The organism is Rhodococcus sp. MTM3W5.2, assembly GCF_001984015.1.
GTDB lineage: Bacteria > Actinomycetota > Actinomycetes > Mycobacteriales > Mycobacteriaceae > Rhodococcus_G > Rhodococcus_G oryzae.
The window spans coordinates 880,620-897,198 of sequence record NZ_CP019572.1 but is presented as its reverse complement, the minus strand read 5'-3'; the positions used below and the strand labels follow the sequence as shown (position 1 = coordinate 897,198).

Here is a 16,579-nt window from a genome sequence, read left to right as displayed (position 1 = left end):
GTTTTTCACAGCCCGAGAATCCGTTCACGCTGCGGCGGCCAGCTTGACCGCGCGGCCGACCTCGGCCCGCAGCGCCGCGTACTCGGCGGAGCCCCTCAGCTCCTCCGCCGGCACCCCGGAGCGGGGCAGATCCACCGTCAGGTCGAGCGCGACGCGGCCAGGGCCGCGGGTCAGAACCACGATCCGCGAACCCAGGAAGACGGCCTCCTCGGCGCTGTGCGTGACGAACACGCTGGTGCGTGCCGTGGCCGCGCTCACCGTCCGCAGATCCTCCTGCAGCCGTTCGCGGGTCAGCGCGTCCAGCGCGGCGAACGGCTCGTCGAGCAGCAGCAGCGGTGTCGGCGCGGCGAGGGCACGGGCGATCGCCACCCGCTGTTGCTGGCCGCCGGAGATCTCCCAGATCTGTCGGTCCGCCATCCCGTCCAGGCCGACCCGTGCCAGCAGGTCCTCGCGCCGAGCCTCCCTGTCCTGCCGCGGCACCCGCGCGTACTTGAGCGCGACATCGATGTTGCCGCCGACGCTCTTCCACGGGAACAGCCGCGGCTGCTGGAACACCACGCTCGAGGTCACCCCAGGCGTGGGATCCTCCCCCGCGACCCGGACCGCGCCCGCGGTGGCCGCCTCGAAGCCGGCGATCAGTCGCAGCAGTGTGCTCTTCCCGCACCCTGAGGCACCCACGAGCACCAGGAACTCCCCCGCCGGGACGTCCAGCGAGACCGGGCCGACCGCGGTGACCGCCGCCGCCCCGGCGCCGTAGGCGTGGGTGACCTCCCGCAGCCGGATGGCCGCCTCGTCACTGGATGGCACCGGGAAGGCCCTTCACGTACAGCGCCCGCTGGAAGGTCGCCAGGTCGGGCGCGCTCGCGATCTGCTTCTGCTCGGCGAGGAACTGCGCCGCGCTGTGCAGGTTGTTCGCCAGGTTGCCCGGTGCGCCCTCGGCGCCCAGCCATTCCGGCGAGGACAGCGCCGCCGGCCGGAGGAACACGCCCTGACGGAGCTGGCCGGCCGCGTCCTGCTCGCTGATGCCGATCTCCGCTGCCACGGCCTTCGCCGCGGTGGCGGGGTCGTCGGCGATGGTGGTCAGCGCGCGGGCCTGGGCGGCGCGCCAGGCGTCCACGACCTCCGCGTGCTCGGCCGCGAAGGAGGCGGACACGACGCCGAGGTCGAGGGTCGGCTTGCCCGCCGTGGCCAGCTCCCTGCTGGTTATCAGCGTCTTGCCGTCCTTCCTCACCTCATCGAGGGTCGGCAGCCAGGTGTAGACGGCGTCGACGTCGCCGCGCTGCCACGCCGCGAGCGAGGCCTGCGGCTGCAGATCCACCAACTGCACTTCGGATCCGGACAGCCCGGCCTGGTTCAGCGCGGCCAGGAGGCTGAAGTGCGCGGTGGACGCGAATGCGGTGCCGACCTTCTTGCCGCGCAGGTCCGAGACGGTCTCGATGCCGGTGCCGTTGCGCGCGACAAGGGCCTCGTTGTCGCCTGCCACGTCCAGCACGAACGCCACCTGGTACGGGATGTTCAGCGGCGCCGACAACCCCCTGGCCACCGGGCTCGACCCGAGCGCGCCGAAGTCGAGTTCGCCCGCGACGAAGGCGGTGTTCACGTCCGCGCCGGAGTCGAACTTGGTCCACTTCACGTTGTAGTCGGGCAGCGCCTCCTCCAACCACCCCTGGTTCTTGACGACCAGGTCGCCGCTCGGAAACGTCTGGTAGGCAACGCGAATGGTGGGCTTGCTGTCATCCTGTCCCGCCGCTTCGACCGAGCAGGCTGCCGCGGTCAGCGCGAGGGCTCCTGCCGCGACGGCCGCAAGCAGCGCCCGCACGGGACGTCGGGTGTGCTTCATATCTTTCCTCTCCATGGGACCGCGCGCCGTTCGACGGCGCGCAGCAGGGCGTCGATGACCAAACCGGAAAACCCGATCGCGAAGATGCCAACGAGCACGACGGGGGTGTTGTTGTAGTTCGAGGCGTCCTTGACCATCCCGCCGATACCGGGGATTCCGTTGAAGAGTTCGGCCGCGACCACCGAGGAGTAGGCGATCCCGACAGCCAGCCGGACACCGGTGAAGGTCTCGGGTAACGCAGCGGGCACCACGACGTCGCGGATCACCTGGGCTCGGCCGGCACCGAGCGCCCGCGCCGCCTCGATCAGCGTGACCGGTGCCGCGAGCACGGCCGTCGTGGTCGCCACGGCCGCAGGAGGCAGCGCCGCGAGTGCCAGCAGCGCGATCTTGGGCGCCTCGTCGATTCCCAGCCAGATCACCAGCAGGAAGAAGTAGGCCAGCGGCGGCAACGCCCGCAGGAACGTCAGCCAGGGTTCGAGCACGTGCCTCACCCAGCCCACGGTGCCCATCGCCAGCCCGAGCGCGACGCCCGCGGCGACACCGATCACGACGCCCGCGAATACGCGGCGCAGCGTCATGTACAGGTGCTCGGCGAGCAGGTAACCCTGGTAGCCGCGGACCCCGTCGTGGGTGGTGGAGGCGTCGACGGCGGCGTTCCACACGGTGCGCGGGTAGGGGACGAAGACCTCGTTCCAGATCCCGCTGGCGGCGGCGACCTGCCAGAGCCCGAGGAAGACCAGCACCGAGAGCACGGGCAGGCCGAATCGGCTCGCCCGGTCCCGGCGACCGACGCGGACGGCCGGGACGACCGGGGCTGTGACATCGGGGTCGATGTCGATCACTGCAGACACGAGCGCAATGTCTATCCGCGAGCGCTATGCCCGGACAATGGTTTCACTCAGCCTGATCGGCAGGATTGCGCACACGCCACCCGATCCCGTAGTGAGGGACACAAGCAACAGTTGTGACCCCCCAACCGGGGGCTGCCTAGCGGTGGGGCGCCAGAGAGCGCAGGATTGACAGTTGCGGTTCGGGGCTCCCGCCTCGGACGACCGGTCGGGGTGTGCTTAGCCTAAGCTGGAAGCCGACCGGCGGGCCCGAGAACGGCCTGACCACTGCTCGAAACCGCTAGCGACTGCTTGCAGGTCGCTCGAAAATCACCGACTGTCCGCACATCGAAAAGGTAGTTCGCTCCCGATGACTCAGACCCGTCCTTTGCGCGTGGCCATCGTTGGTGCCGGCCCTGCCGGTATCTACGCCGCCGACGCCCTCATGAAGTCCGATACTGCCTCCGGACGCGGCGTGTCGATCGACCTGTTCGAGCGGATGCCCGCGCCGTTCGGCCTGATCCGCTACGGCGTCGCCCCCGACCACCCGCGAATCAAGGGCATCATCACCGCCCTGCACAAGGTGCTCGACAAGCCGCAGGTCCGCCTGCTCGGCAACATCGACTACGGCACCGACATCACCCTCGACGACCTGCGCACCTTCTATGACGCGGTCATCTTCTCCACCGGCGCCAACGCCGACCGGGCGCTCAACATCCCGGGCATCGAGCTCGACGGCAGCTACGGCGCCGCCGACTTCGTCTCCTGGTACGACGGCCACCCCGATGTCCCCCGCGCCTGGCCGCTGGAGGCCGAGAAGGTCGCCGTGCTCGGCGTCGGCAACGTCGCCCTCGACATCGCGCGCGTGCTCGCCAAGACCGGCGACGAGCTGCTGCCGACGGAGATCCCGGCGAACGTCTACGAGGGCCTGAAGAACAACAAGGCCGTCGAGGTCCACGTCTTCGGCCGCCGCGGCCCTGCGCAGGCCAAGTTCACGCCGCTGGAGCTGCGCGAGCTCGACCACTCGCCCACCATCGAGGTCATCGTCGACCCCGAGGACATCGACTACGACGAGGGCTCCGAGGCCGCGCGCCGCGGGTCGAAGCAGGTCGACATGGTCGCCAACACCCTGCAGGACTGGGCCATCCGCGACCAGGGCAACCGCCCGCACAAGCTGTTCCTGCACTTCTTCGAGTCGCCCACCGAGGTGCTCGGCGAGGACGGCAAGGTCGTCGGCCTGCGCACCGAGCGCACCGAGCTGGACGGCACCGGCAACGTCCGCGGCACCGGCAAGTTCAACGACTGGGACGTCCAGGCCGTCTACCGCGCCGTCGGCTACCTGTCGCAGAACATCGCGAAGCTGCCGTTCGACGACCAGGCCGGGACCGTCCCCAACGAGGCGGGCCGGGTCATCGGTGAGGACGGCAACCACATCGCGGGCACCTACGTCACCGGCTGGATCAAGCGCGGCCCGGTCGGCCTGATCGGCCACACCAAGGGCGACGCCAACGAGACCATCGCCTGCCTGCTCGAGGACGCCCCCGACTTCGAGGGCGCGGAGCAGCCCGAGGAGGACGCGGTCGTGAAGTTCCTCGAGGGCAAGCAGGTCCCGTTCACCACCTGGGACGGCTGGTACCGCCTCGACGCCCACGAGCGTTCCCTCGGCGAGCCCGAGGGCCGCGAGCGCATCAAGGTCGTCGAGCGCGAGGACATGCTGCGCGCGTCGCAGCAGTAGGCTTCTTCAGATCGAGGTGGCGTTCGGCCCGCTGAGCGGGCCGGACGCCACACTTTTGTCACCGACAAGGCATGCTCTTACAGTGTTTGACGCCCACGTACACATCATCGATCCCCGGTTCCCGCTGGTGGAGAACGACGGCTACCTGCCGGAACCGTTCACCATCGCCGACTATCGCAAGCGGGTCGACGGCTTCGGCGTGGACGGCGGCGCGGTGGTGACCGCGTCGTATCAGGGCACCGACCAGGCCTACCTGGTCGCCGCGCTGCAGGAGCTCGGCCCCGGCTGGGTTGGCGTGACCCAGCTCGCGGAGGACACCACCGACGAGGACATCGTCGCGCTGGACAAGGCAGGCGTCCGGGCCCTGCGCTTCAATCTTCGCCGCAGCGCCACCGACCTGAAACTGCTGGCCACGCAGGCGCAGCGGGCCTGGGATCTGGTGGGCTGGCACGCGGAGTTCTACGTGGACGCGGCTCTGCTGCTGTCCCTGGAGCCGGTGTTCAAGAAGCTGCCCGCCGTGAGCATCGACCATCTCGGCATGTCCACCAGGGGCCTGCCCTACCTGCTCAACCTGGTCGACCGCGGCGTCAAGGTGAAGGCCACCGGCTTCGGCCGGGCCACCATCGACGACGTCGGCGACGCGTTGCGCCGCATCCACGCCGTGAACCCCGAGTCGTTGATGTTCGGCACCGACCTGCCCGGGACCAGGGCAAGGCGAGCCTTCGAGGCCGCGGACCTCGACATCGTCGCGGACGCGGTGGGCGACGACCTCGAGGCGGTCCTCGGCGGTAACGCCCGCGCCTGGTACCGGCTCACCTGACCGGGCGAAAAACGGATCGGGCCTCTGCCGCCACTCCTATGTGGCAGCAGAGGCCCGTTCGCCCCACGGGGAGGCGGGGTGGAGCACTACTTCGACGATCCACCCGTCGGGGCGGACGAGCCGTCGAGGATGCCGAAGACGGTGGACAGCGCGCCGAACAGGTCGGACAGGTCAGACGAGGACATGTGTGCTCCTTAGCGGTTGCGGGATTCTCGAGACGCTCTAGACCAAGCGTCCAGATAGTTGTACCCGACGCCCCGGCCGCTGTCAGTGCTCGGTTGGTGAACGCGGGTTGACACCTTCCCGGTTCCCCTACGCGAAGATCGCTGCGGCCAGCCAGATCCCGGCCGCCAGCAGCGCGCCGAGCAGCTCCACCAGGATCGACAGCCCGACGGCCTTCGTCGCGTGCACGGTCGAACGCCATGCGTCCGAGTGTGTGCGGTGGCGCTGCACCTCCGCCAGGTAGGTGCCGAGCAGGAAGCCGATCAGCAGGCCGACGACCGGGATCAGGAAGAACCCGACGATGCCCAGCAGCGCGCCCGCGACCAGCGACCGCTTGGGCACGCCCGCGTCGCGCATCCGGCGGCCCGGCCAGGTGTACTTGACCACACCCGACACGACCAGCAGCACGGCCGCCGCGGCGAACACCGCCCACCCGGTCCCGGTGCCCTCGAGGATCGCCCAGACCGCGATGGCCCCCAGGATCAGCAGCGCGCCGGGCAGGATCGGCAGCACGACCCCCACCAGTCCCACCACGATCGCCAACCCGATCAGGACCTCTACACCGACGCTCACGGGCGACACTGTGCCAGACCGCGGCCCGGCGCAGGCGTGCACGCCACAATGACCGGATGGAACTGGGGATCGACACCACGCTGACCCTGCTCGCCGCCGGGCTGATCTTCCTGCTCGCGCTCGGCCTCGGCGTGTGGAAGTACCGGCAGATGGCGCTGTCGGAGAACCACCTCGCGCACCCGTACGTGGACATCGCGCACCGGGCGGCACTGCTGTATTCCTTTGCGACCCTGCTGATCGCGGCGTTCGTCGAGCTCAGCGCCTGGCCGACCTGGGTGAACCTGGTTGCCGCGGCCGTGACGGTCTTCTTCTTCGTCGCAGCGATCGCGAGCTATATCACGCACGGCGCCAAGCGGGACACCACCAACCAGTTCGAGCATCCGGACCTGGGCCTGCGCCTGGCGATGATCGCGCTGATCGTCGGCGAGATGGGCGGTTTCGCGGTGCTGCTGGCCGGGTTCGTCCGCGGGCAGCTGCTCGGCTGACCGCTACGCCGGGACCTGGTGCAGCGACAGCACGTTCGCGTGCGGGTCCCGGAACCACGCGATCCGGGTGCCGTCGGGGCCCGTCCAGGCGTCGTGCTCGTCCTGATCCAGGCCCGGGTACCGGCTGAACTCCACCCCTTGGACCGCAGTTCCTCGACTGCCGCGTCCAGGTCGTCCATCTGCCAGCCGAGCACCGTGTACCCGGTGTCCGCCTTGGACTGGACCAGGGTGATCCGGAGTTCGACCCCGTTCCCACCGTCGACCACCAGCGCAAACGGGGTCCGTTCGGTGAGGGTGAGCCCCAGCGTGTCCACGTAGAACATCGCCGAGACGTCGAGGTCCGTGCTGGGCGCGAACGCCACGAGTCGACCGGGGAAGGCCATGGCCTCACTCTGCTCGGCCGGTCGCGAACAGGCAAGACCCCCGCCTCGACGGGTCCGGCTCGAGACGATCCGTGACCCGCGGCACACACCCCCGCGGCCACGGGTTAACGTCGTTAATTCACGCCATACCGTGCCCAGAACGAGGAGAATCCGTGTCCGCAGAAGACGTAAGGAAAGGCCCGCTCGCGGGCGTCCGCGTGGTCGAACTGGCAGGCATCGGGCCGGGACCGCACGCCGCGCTGCTGCTCGCCGACCTCGGCGCCGATGTCGTCCGGGTGCAGCGCGCCGGGATGATCCCCGGCCCCGACAAGCGTCACGACCAGACCCAGCGCGGCCGCCGGATCGTCGAGGCCAACCTCAAGGACCCGGCCGACATCGAGAAGGTCCTCGGCCTGCTCGAGCGCGCCGATGTGCTGATCGAGGGCTTCCGGCCCGGTGTCACCGAGCGGATGGGGCTCGGTCCCGACGTGGTCCTCGAGCGCAATCCGCGCCTGGTCTACGGCCGGATGACCGGCTGGGGCCAGGAGGGACCGCTCGCGCAGTCCGCAGGCCACGACATCAACTACATCTCCCTGACCGGCGTGCTGCACGCCATCGGCCGCAAGGGCGAGCGCCCGGTGCCGCCGCTGAACATGGTCGGCGACTTCGGCGGCGGCTCCATGTTCCTGGTGTTCGGCATCCTCGCCGCCCTGGTCGAACGGCAGAACTCAGGCAAGGGCCAGGTCGTGGACGCCGCGATGGTCGACGGCACGCTTGCCCTCTCGCACATGATCTGGAGCTTCCGCGGACAGGGGGTGTGGTCGGACGAGCGCGGCGTGAACATGCTCGACACCGGTGCGCCCTACTACGACACCTACGAGACCGCGGACGGCAAGTACATGGCCGTCGGCGCGATCGAGCCGCAGTTCTACGCGGTGCTGCTCCAGGGATTGGAGCTCGATCCAACCGAACTGCCCGGCCAGAACGAGGCGAACGCGTGGCCGGAGCTGCGAAAGGTGTTCACCGAGCGCTTCCTGTCCAAGACCCGCGACGAATGGACCGCGGTCTTCGAGGGCACCGACGCCTGCACCACCCCGGTCCTGACCTTCGCCGAAGCGCCCGACAACGCACACATCGCGGCCCGCGGTTCGCTCGTCGAGCTCGACAAGGTGACCCAGCACCGCCCGGCGCCGCGCTTCTCGCGGTCCGAGACCGGACTCCCGACCCCGCCGCCGATCGCGGCCGTCGACGCGGCCGACGTCTGGACGTAGCCGGACGCGATCACGCACGCCACGAGGGCGGGCGGGGTTCCCCTATCGGGTTCCCCGCCCGCCCTTTCGGCACAGGAGCCGGATCACGCGGGCGCCGAGAGTGATTCGAAGATCTCCCGGTAGTACCGATGCGCCATGAAATGGCCGCCCGGACGCGTCCGCAGCCGCGCGCCGGGTATCCGCCGGGCCAGCTCCCTCGGCCATGCGCTCGGGACGAGTTCGTCGTCATCGCCGTACCAGACGTCGACCGGCACGGCGAGGTCCTCGGGACCGAATCCCCACGGCCGCATCCAGGCTCGGTAGTCCTCCACCATCCCCCGTCCGCCGCGCAACGCCTCACCCGTCATCGCGGCGAAGTTCGCGACGGGCTCGCCCAGGATCACCTCGGCGTCCGCCCTGCCGAGTCCCCTGGCCGAGACCCGGGTGAACAGCGTCGGCGCGGACCGTGCCATCACACCCATCGCCTGGAACACGACCCGCGCCACCGGCGCGGCGCGCTGGGACAGCCGGGTGAACACGCGATCCATCGTGGGCAACCGGTCGAACACGCCGTCCTCGGTCAGCGGTAGCGCCCCCGCGACGATCGCCACCCTGTTCAGTCGCGGGGCCAACGCGTACCCGAGGGCCGCGGCATACTGTCCGCCCATCGACCACCCCATCGCCGACATCCGGTCGACCTCGAGGTGATCGGCCAGCTCCTCGACGTCGTGCGCCCAGTCGAGCGGCGTCCGGCACGGCAGTGGATCGGAGAGCCCGATGCCGGGACGGTCTGGCGAGACCAACCGGATCCCGGCGTCGCGGGCGACGGCCGACGCGGCCGACACGTCGAGCCGTCCCGCCAGCCCGCCGTGGGCGTTCACGACGACGAATCCGGCCGGGTCACCGTAGTCCGCAAAACCCAACAGACGGCCGTCGCGCAGCCGAATGACGCGATCCTGTTGTCCAACGTGATCTCGGCGCACCGGAGCCTCCGTTGGCGTCAACGCTAGATCCGTCGACGTCAGATCACCAGGGCCGGACGTTCCACGTCCACGCCCCCGGAGAGCGCGCGGTAGGCGGCGGCGATGCCGGTGACCGCGGCCCTGAGCTCGTCCTCGCCGCGGGCGTACGGCAGCCGGATGTACCGCTCGAACGCGCCCTCGAGCCCGAACCGTGGGCCGGCCGCGAGCAGTACACCGTGGTAGGGCGAGGTCGCGGCGAGCGCGGTCGACATCGGCGCAGGCAGCTGCATCCACAGCGCCATGCCGCCGCTGCCCGGGGTGCACCGCCAGTCCGGCAGATCGGTCGCGACCGCATCGAGCAACGCGGCGCGCTGCCTGCGGAGCTGCTCGCGACGCTCCGGCAGCACCTCGTCCTCGACCTCGAACATCGACACGGCAGCCAGCTGCTCGACCACCGCGGTGCCCAGGTCGAGGGCGGACCGCGACGCGGCGAGCGCACTGATCAGCGGGGCCTCCGCCCTGATCCAGCCGATCCGTAGCCCGGACCAGAAGGCCTTGGAGGTGGAGCCGATGGTGACGATGTCCGCCCGTCCCGCGCCGCGCGCGAAGGCGGCGACCGGCGTCGGAGTCGGCGCATCGAGCCCGAGGTCGGCCATCGTCTCGTCGATGATGAGCGTCATCCGGGTGTCCCGGGCGATCGCTGCCAGTTCGGCGCGGCCCTCGTCGTCGAGGCAGAAGCCCGTCGGGTTGTGGAAGTCCGGCACCAGGTAGGCGAGCTTGGCCGCGGTCTGCCGTGCGGTGCTGCGGATTCCGTCCAGGTCCCAGCCCCTGGTCTCCTGCCGGACCGCGACCGGTACCGGCCGGGCTCCCATCCTCTTGATCGCCTCGATGGCGTTCGTATAGGTCGGGTGGTCGATGAGCACCCGCTCACCCGGCGCGGCAAGCAGGCCAAGCACCAGGACCAACGCGTGTTGCGCGCCCGCGGTGACCATGATCTGCTCGGGGGCGGTCGGCAGGCCTCGCCTGCAATACCGTTCGGCGATCGCCTGGCGCAACACCGGCAGACCGACCGGTTCGATGCCGTGCCCGCCCAGGTAGGCGGGCAACGCGTCGAGTCCCTCCGTGTATGCCCTCCGCATCGGCTCGACCGGCGCGGACATCGAGGCGCACGTGAGGTCGATGACGGGGTCCGTGCTCGCGCCTCCGACGGCAGATCCACCGAACATGGTGCCGCGCAACAGTTTACCCGTGGCACCTGACTCGGGCAGGGCGACCGTGCTTCGCGACCCCTGCCTACTGATCAGGTATCCCTCGTCGCGGAGCACCGCGTACGCGGATGTGATGGTGGTCCGGCTCAGTTCGAGCACACCCGCGAGGTCACGCTCGCTGGGCAGCGCCACCCCCAACGGGATCCGGCCGTCGGCCACCAACATCCGCACGTTGTCCGCCAGCGCGCGGTACGCGGGCCGGGAGACGCGGCGCCGGCCCCCGGACTCGTCGTCCTGCCATTTCCCGAGATCGCGCGCCAACGTGGTCGCTCCGAGCACCCTGATTGCCATGCAGTCCAGTATTCGCAAAGTGGATGTTTATTGCAATACCAGTTGGGCGCAGGATGGGGACATGTTCGCAGCACTGACCCTCATCATCCTGGCCCTCGGCTCCGCGTGCCTGTTCGCCGCGGCGCGCCGGTCGAACGGCGCGCGGATCTTTCACCTCGACCAGTTCCGCCCCGCCGCACCACTGGCCGGGCTGCTGCCGGAGGGGCGCGATGCGGAGCGCGCCCACCGCGATCTGCAGGCTGCGCAGTCCCGGCACGAGGCCGTCGTGGCCGGCAAGGGCACGCCCCACCACTGACACCCGGAGTTACCAGTCCAGTTGACGCCAACTGGACTGGTATTCCGGGTGCATGTCGGCTACCTGACGCATACTGAACCCGTGCGCTCACTCGAATTCGCCCTCTTCGACACCCCGGTCGGCCGGTGCGTGATGGTGTGGGGAGAGCAGGGGATCGTGGGCTTCCAGTTGCCAGAGGGCTCGGACGAGCTGACCCGTGAGCGGAACGCGCAGCTCTTCCCCGACGCCACCGAGGGGGATCCGAACTCGAGCGCCGCGGCCCGACGCGCGATCGACGGCGTCGTCTCGCTGCTGGCGGGTGAACCCGATCCCCTCACCGACGTCCAGCTCGACCTGCGCGCGGTGCCGGACTTCGACAGCCGGGTCTACGCGGTGACCAGGGCGATCGAGCCGGGGGCGACGCTCACCTACGGGGAGGTCGCCGCCCGGATCGGCAGCCCCGACGCCGCCCAGGCCGTGGGTCAGGCATTGGGGCGCAACCCGATTCCCATCCTGGTCCCCTGCCACCGGGTGCTCGCCGCGGGCGGGAAGACCGGTGGCTTCTCCGCGCCCGGCGGCGCTGTCACCAAGCGCGCGCTGCTGACGATCGAGCGCGCCCCGGGTTTCGACGAACCGACGCTGTTCTGATCGGGACCGGGACCGGGACCTGACCGCGTCGGACGGGTACTCGGGGCGGGGTCGCCCGCGGAACAGGTAGTGCACTACCCGCGACTGCGGCGACGATCCACCGAAGAATCAGGATCGAGTCAGTTTCGATGTCCGAACCGTCCGGGGGGCCCGCTCAATGATCGTTTCCGCACTGTTCCAGGGGGATGGCGTGCTCGCCGCCATCGCCGCGGGCCTCGACACCATGTCGCGGACCAGGAACGACGCAGGCGACGCGGTGGGGAAGGTCCAGACCGCCCTGCTGTCATGGGACCCGAACAGCCTGCCCGTGCACGGCATCGACAAGGCTTACGGCGGCGAGACCGAGGCGGCGGTGCGCCGGTTCCAGATCAGCGAACTGGGGACCCCCGCCGCGGCGGCGACCGGCGAACTCGGGCCGCGGGCGGTGCTGGGGCTGGACCAGGTGCAGGCCACCGCAGAGAACCCGCCGGCCCGGTCGACGGAACGGGTCCGGCGCAACGTGTGGCGGCTGAGCACCGGGCGCGGTTGGGACCAGACCCTGCTCGCCTACGCGCAGGCGGTGTGCACCATGCAGGCACGCCCGGCCGACGACCCGACCAGCTGGGACTTCCAGGCGAACCTGTACCGCGCCTACCGCGCCTCCTTCGCGGATGCGCGCGACGGTCACGACGGCAACCGGTTCTTCCTCCCGTGGCACCGGATGTACCTGTACTTCTTCGAGCAGATCCTGCGTGCGGCCGTCATCGACAACGGCGGACCCGCCGATTTCGCGCTGCCCTACTGGAACTACGGCAACCCGGAGCCGCAGAGCACGCTCCCCTACCCGTTCCGCGACACGGGGCTCGTCCTCCCGGACGGCTCACCCAATCCGCTGGCGCTCGCCGCTCCGCTGCGCAATGCCGACCTCATGGCGGGGGATCCGTTGAGCCCCACCATCACGTCCTCGTTCACCGCCATGTGGCAGCCGTCGTTCTCCGGCGCCATGCGCACCGGGTTCTCCGGGCAGCTGGAGAACATCCCGCACGGCGCGGTGCACGCGGCCATCGGCGGCGATCCGGGCGAGGAGCTCGGTGCGCTGATGAGCAACGCCGACTCCGCGCCCCGCGACCCGATCTTCTGGCTGCACCACGCGAATCTCGACCGGCTGTGGGTGCAGTGGCTCGAGCGCCACTCGAATCCGACCGATGGGGACTGGCTCGACGCCGAGTTCCGGTTCTTCGACGCCGACGGCCGCCCCGTCGACTGCCCGGTCCGCGACGTGCTCGATCACGTCGATCGCCTCGGATACCGCTACGACGACCAGGCCCAGCTCCCCGTCCGGCCGCAGCGGGTGGTCCCGGTCGCGCCGAATCCCACGCTGGTCGCTTCGTCTCCTGGACCGACCGAGCTGACCGGACGAACCACCGTCGGGCTCGAGGTCTCGCCGAGCAGCCTCCCGGTGGTCGAGCACGCCCCGGACACTGCGGCTGCTGCGGGCTTCGGCGCGGTGCTGCTGACGGTCGACGGCCTTGCGGCACAACGTAACCCGGGGTGCGTGTACCACGTGTACATGAACCTGCCCGACGCCGAGGTCGACGGTAAGCCCGAGCATCACCTCGCCGGGACCTTCTCGCTGTTCGGCGTGGACGCCGACGGGCGACTGGGCTTCACCTTCGACATCACCGCCCTGGTGCAGGCGCTCGCGTCCGCCTACCGGTGGGACCCGGCGGCGTTGACGGTCACGGTTCAGCCGGTGCGGCCGACCACGAAGGCACACGCGCGCGCCGTGGAGTCCGGTCTCCCCACGAAAACCACTCTGCCGCTACGGATCGGGCGCATCGGCCTGTTCGTCGGCTGATGCGCCCGGGCCGCGGGTCCTACCTGAGGACCTCGCGGCGGACGATGGTCTCGTCCCGGCCGGGGCCGACACCGATGCAGGAGATGTAGGCGCCCGAGAGCTCCTCGAGCCGCAGCACGTAGTTCTGCGCGTTCACCGGTAGCTCCTCGAAGGTGCGGGCGTGCGAGATGTCCTCCCACCAGCCCGGCATCTCCTCATAGATCGGCTTGGCGTGGTGAACCTCGGTCTGCGACATCGGCATTTCCTCGTATCGCACGCCGTCGATCTCGTAGGCGACACAAATCGGCACGGTGTCCAGGCTGCTCAGCACGTCCAACTTGGTGAGGAAGTAGTCGGTGATGCCGTTGACGCGCGTGGCGTAGCGGGCGATCACGGCATCGAACCAGCCGGTGCGCCGCGCGCGTCCGGTGGTGACGCCGACCTCGCCGCCCTGCTTGGCCAGGTACTCGCCGTGGTTGTCGAACAGCTCGGTCGGGAACGGGCCCGAGCCGACGCGGGTGGTGTACGCCTTGAGGATGCCGAGGACCGTGGTGATCTTGGTGGGCCCGATACCCGAACCGACCGCAGCACCACCGGAAGTGGGGTTGGACGAGGTCACGTACGGGTAGGTGCCGTGGTCGACGTCGAGCAGCGTGCCCTGCGACCCCTCGAGCAGCACGGTCTCGCCCGCCTCGAGCGCCTGGTTCAGCTGCAGCCGGGTGTCGGCGATCCGGTGCTTGAAGCCCTCAGCCTGGCCGAGCACCTCATCGACGACCTGCTGCGCGTCGAGCGCCTTGCGGTTGTAGATCTTGACCAGGACCTGGTTCTTGTACTCCAGGGCCGCCTCGACCTTCTGGGTGAGGATCTTCTCGTCCAGGACGTCCGCGACACGCACGCCGACGCGGGCGATCTTGTCCTGGTAGCAGGGCCCGATTCCGCGGCCGGTGGTGCCGATCTTCTTGGCGCCCAAGAAGCGTTCGGTCACCTTGTCGATGGCCACGTGGTACGGCATGATCAGGTGCGCATCGGCCGAGAGCAGCAGCCGGCTGGTGTCGACGTTGCGCTCCTCGAGGCCCGCGAGCTCGGTCAGTAGCACGCCCGGGTCGACCACGACGCCGTTGCCGATCACGTTGGTCACGCCGGGGGTCAGGATGCCCGACGGGATCAGGTGCAGCGCGAACTTGTCGCCGTTCGGCAGGACAACGGTGTGACCCGCGTTGTTACCGCCCTGGTAGCGCACCACCCACTGCAGGCGTCCGCCCAGTAGATCGGTAGCTTTGCCCTTGCCCTCGTCGCCCCACTGGGCTCCGATCAGGACGATTGCCGGCATGACGTTGACTCCTACGGTTGACGGGCATCTGTGCATGTCGCAGCGCAGAGGCCAGCCGTCCCTGGACAGTGGCCGAAAGGACAGTTTAGTCCAGCCGACCGATACAGCTGCCCACCACGTCACCAGAACCCCGATTTCGTTGACATCCGGCCATGGTGAGGCAAGGCTAATCAATGTTGTTGCCCACGCCTGGAAGGCCCCGGGATGACAGTGCATCGGATCGGAACCGGCGCGAGGTGGGGCCTCGCCCTCGGGGCGGCCCTGACGCTGACGGCCGGGTGCGCATCGTCTCCATCGCCCGCGACGGACACCCTCGAGGCGCTGCCGGGCAACCGCTACACCCAGACCAACCTCGCCGCCACCGGCGAGAACTACTCGGCGCCGTTCACCCTGCCCGACATGGTCAACGCATGGGGCGTGGCCATCCGCCCCAAGGGCGCGGGCGGCCACTTCTGGGTCGGCGCGGGCGGCACCTCCTACGAGTTCGTCGGCGACGTCACCGCCTCCCCCGACCCCGCCATGCGCCAACTGCACCAGGACGCACTGCAAGAGGTCACCATCCCCGGCGCCGACTCCGACACCACCGACGCAGGCATCGGCAAGACCACCGGCGTCATCTTCAACCCCGCACCCCTGACCTCCGACACGTTCGTCGTCACCGACCAACCGGTCCAGGTGGACGGACAACAGCAACTACTCACCGGATCCGCGCGCTTCCTGTTCGCCACCGACTCCGGCCACATCTCCGGATGGACCGAACAGGGCACCGACGGACAGATCGTCCGCCACAACGGCCCCGCCAAGGACATGTTCGACGGCACCGCCCAGGGCATGAACTTCTTCGGCATCGCCCTCGAACCCGGCGGCGGCGACACCCTCTGGGCCGCCGACTTCGGCGCCACACCACAGATCCGGCAGTTCGACGAGAACTGGCAACCCGTCCCCACCAAGGGCTTCGCCAACCCCTTCGCCACCGGCGACCCCCTCGACCCCGCGAACCCCGAGCGCGGAGACAAGGCCCGCCCCGGCGACCCCGCCCCTTTCAACATCACCACCGTCGGCGACCGCGTGTTCGTCACCTACACCACCACAAAGGCACCCGACGGCGGCCCCGCCACCCAATTCGATGCCGGCGAGGAAGACTCCCTCGACGCCGAACAGGAAGCCGCCGCCCACGACCGGCCCGACCGCGGGAAGGTCGCCGAGTTCGACGCCGCGGGCACCCTCGTCCGGGTGCTCGACGACCAGGGCCGCCTCAACGCCCCCTGGGGCGTCGCCCTCGCCCCCGCCGAGTTCGGTGCGCTCGGCGGCAAGCTCCTCGTCGGCAACTTCGCAGGCGCCGGACGCATCCTCGCCTTCGACGACGGCACCGGAGAATTCGTCGACTACCTGCGGGACGGCGCGGGTGAGCCGCTGGCGGTGGAGGGACTGTGGGGTCTGCTGTTCGGAAACGGCGAAAGCCTCGGCGACGCCGACGCGCTGTACTTCACCGCCGGCCCCGAGGACGAGAAGGACGGCCTGTTCGGCGCGCTGCGGGCCGCGAACTGAGTACGGCCGCGCGGCCGGTCAGGCGACGTGCGGCGCGTGCACCCACGGTGCGGTGCTGACCTCGACCTCGAGAGCGGACGGGCCGGCGGCGGCCCGGATCGAGGAGGTGGGCGGCGCCCAGACGGCACCGTTGAGCTGCATGAAGATCGCCCGGTCCGGATCGCCGCCGAGCAGATAACACAGATCCGTGTCCGTCCGGAACTCGCCGGTCGCGTGCGGACCGATCCGCTGCGGAGGCGGCGGCTGCACAGGACTCGGTGGCCCGTCGTCGAGCAGCAGTTCCTCGTTGGTCGTGTTGACGACCCTGACCGTCATGCATGTCATCGGA

Annotated in this window: 16 protein-coding genes and 1 pseudogene; 8 read left to right on the top strand and 9 right to left on the bottom strand. The window is 69.8% G+C overall.

Annotated elements, in window-relative coordinates:
* Nucleotides 1-24: 24 nt before the first annotated feature.
* From BTZ20_RS04245 to BTZ20_RS04235, 3 genes are read right to left on the bottom strand one after another with little or no spacing between them, the layout of a single operon-like run.
* Nucleotides 25-807, bottom strand: coding sequence for an ABC transporter ATP-binding protein (locus BTZ20_RS04245; RefSeq protein WP_077040500.1), 783 nt, complete (start codon nt 805-807; stop codon nt 25-27).
* A complete protein-coding gene (locus tag BTZ20_RS04240) occupies nt 794-1,840 on the bottom strand; it encodes an ABC transporter substrate-binding protein (RefSeq protein WP_077040499.1) in 1,047 nt (348 codons plus the stop codon). The genes BTZ20_RS04245 and BTZ20_RS04240 overlap by 14 nt, the downstream gene beginning before the upstream one ends.
* Nucleotides 1,837-2,691 (bottom strand): ABC transporter permease, encoded by an 855-nt coding sequence (locus tag BTZ20_RS04235; RefSeq protein WP_083742513.1) that lies wholly within the window; start codon nt 2,689-2,691, stop codon nt 1,837-1,839. The genes BTZ20_RS04240 and BTZ20_RS04235 overlap by 4 nt, the downstream gene beginning before the upstream one ends.
* A gap of 346 nt (nt 2,692-3,037) precedes the next feature.
* Here BTZ20_RS04235 and BTZ20_RS04230 point away from each other — a divergent pair, with 346 nt between their 5' ends.
* A complete protein-coding gene (locus tag BTZ20_RS04230) occupies nt 3,038-4,402 on the top strand; it encodes an FAD-dependent oxidoreductase (protein WP_077040497.1) in 1,365 nt (454 codons plus the stop codon).
* Nucleotides 4,403-4,484: 82 nt separating this feature from the next.
* A complete protein-coding gene (locus BTZ20_RS04225; RefSeq protein WP_077040496.1) occupies nt 4,485-5,222 on the top strand; it encodes an amidohydrolase family protein in 738 nt (245 codons plus the stop codon).
* 312 nt (nt 5,223-5,534) lie between these two features.
* Here BTZ20_RS04225 and BTZ20_RS04220 read toward each other — a convergent pair whose 3' ends face one another.
* Nucleotides 5,535-6,017: a DUF456 domain-containing protein gene (locus BTZ20_RS04220; RefSeq protein WP_077040495.1), complete on the bottom strand. Its 483-nt coding sequence runs from the start codon at nt 6,015-6,017 to the stop codon at nt 5,535-5,537.
* 56 nt (nt 6,018-6,073) lie between these two features.
* Here BTZ20_RS04220 and BTZ20_RS04215 point away from each other — a divergent pair, with 56 nt between their 5' ends.
* Nucleotides 6,074-6,502 carry a hypothetical protein gene (locus BTZ20_RS04215; protein ID WP_077040494.1) on the top strand — a complete coding sequence of 143 codons (429 nt, stop codon included), beginning with the start codon at nt 6,074-6,076 and terminating at the stop codon, nt 6,500-6,502.
* Nucleotides 6,503-6,505: 3 nt separating this feature from the next.
* On the opposite strand, the pseudogene BTZ20_RS27680 reads toward BTZ20_RS04215, so the two are convergent.
* A pseudogene (locus BTZ20_RS27680) lies at nt 6,506-6,885 on the bottom strand (VOC family protein).
* A 152-nt stretch (nt 6,886-7,037) separates the two neighbouring features.
* Between BTZ20_RS27680 and BTZ20_RS04205 the strand changes: the two are divergent.
* On the top strand, nt 7,038-8,135 hold the full coding sequence (locus tag BTZ20_RS04205) for a CaiB/BaiF CoA transferase family protein (RefSeq protein ID WP_077040493.1): 1,098 nt from the start codon (nt 7,038-7,040) through the stop codon (nt 8,133-8,135).
* Nucleotides 8,136-8,218: 83 nt separating this feature from the next.
* Here the strand turns inward: BTZ20_RS04205 and BTZ20_RS04200 are convergent, their stop codons facing one another.
* Both BTZ20_RS04200 and BTZ20_RS04195 read right to left on the bottom strand, forming a co-directional pair.
* Complete coding sequence (locus tag BTZ20_RS04200; protein ID WP_077040492.1) at nt 8,219-9,097, bottom strand: alpha/beta fold hydrolase; 879 nt, start codon at nt 9,095-9,097, stop codon at nt 8,219-8,221.
* A gap of 38 nt (nt 9,098-9,135) precedes the next feature.
* Complete coding sequence (locus BTZ20_RS04195) at nt 9,136-10,635, bottom strand: PLP-dependent aminotransferase family protein (protein WP_077040491.1); 1,500 nt, start codon at nt 10,633-10,635, stop codon at nt 9,136-9,138.
* 61 nt (nt 10,636-10,696) lie between these two features.
* On the opposite strand from BTZ20_RS04195, the gene BTZ20_RS04190 reads away from it, so the two are divergent.
* The 3 genes from BTZ20_RS04190 (at nt 10,697) to BTZ20_RS04180 (ending at nt 13,394) form a co-directional block, all read left to right on the top strand.
* Nucleotides 10,697-10,930 carry a hypothetical protein gene (locus BTZ20_RS04190; protein WP_077040490.1) on the top strand — a complete coding sequence of 78 codons (234 nt, stop codon included), beginning with the start codon at nt 10,697-10,699 and terminating at the stop codon, nt 10,928-10,930.
* A gap of 132 nt (nt 10,931-11,062) precedes the next feature.
* Nucleotides 11,063-11,557 carry a methylated-DNA--[protein]-cysteine S-methyltransferase gene (locus BTZ20_RS04185; RefSeq protein ID WP_083742887.1) on the top strand — a complete coding sequence of 165 codons (495 nt, stop codon included), beginning with the start codon at nt 11,063-11,065 and terminating at the stop codon, nt 11,555-11,557.
* Nucleotides 11,558-11,714: 157 nt separating this feature from the next.
* On the top strand, nt 11,715-13,394 hold the full coding sequence (locus BTZ20_RS04180) for a tyrosinase family protein (RefSeq protein ID WP_077040488.1): 1,680 nt from the start codon (nt 11,715-11,717) through the stop codon (nt 13,392-13,394).
* Nucleotides 13,395-13,413: 19 nt separating this feature from the next.
* Here BTZ20_RS04180 and BTZ20_RS04175 read toward each other — a convergent pair whose 3' ends face one another.
* Nucleotides 13,414-14,703 (bottom strand): adenylosuccinate synthase, encoded by a 1,290-nt coding sequence (locus BTZ20_RS04175; protein ID WP_077040487.1) that lies wholly within the window; start codon nt 14,701-14,703, stop codon nt 13,414-13,416.
* A 204-nt stretch (nt 14,704-14,907) separates the two neighbouring features.
* Here BTZ20_RS04175 and BTZ20_RS04170 point away from each other — a divergent pair, with 204 nt between their 5' ends.
* Nucleotides 14,908-16,251, top strand: a complete 1,344-nt coding sequence (locus BTZ20_RS04170; protein WP_077040486.1) for a TIGR03118 family protein — start codon at nt 14,908-14,910, stop codon at nt 16,249-16,251.
* A gap of 18 nt (nt 16,252-16,269) precedes the next feature.
* On the opposite strand, the gene BTZ20_RS04165 is transcribed toward BTZ20_RS04170, so the two are convergent.
* On the bottom strand, nt 16,270-16,566 hold the full coding sequence (locus tag BTZ20_RS04165; protein ID WP_077040485.1) for a hypothetical protein: 297 nt from the start codon (nt 16,564-16,566) through the stop codon (nt 16,270-16,272).
* Nucleotides 16,567-16,579 lie beyond the last annotated feature (13 nt).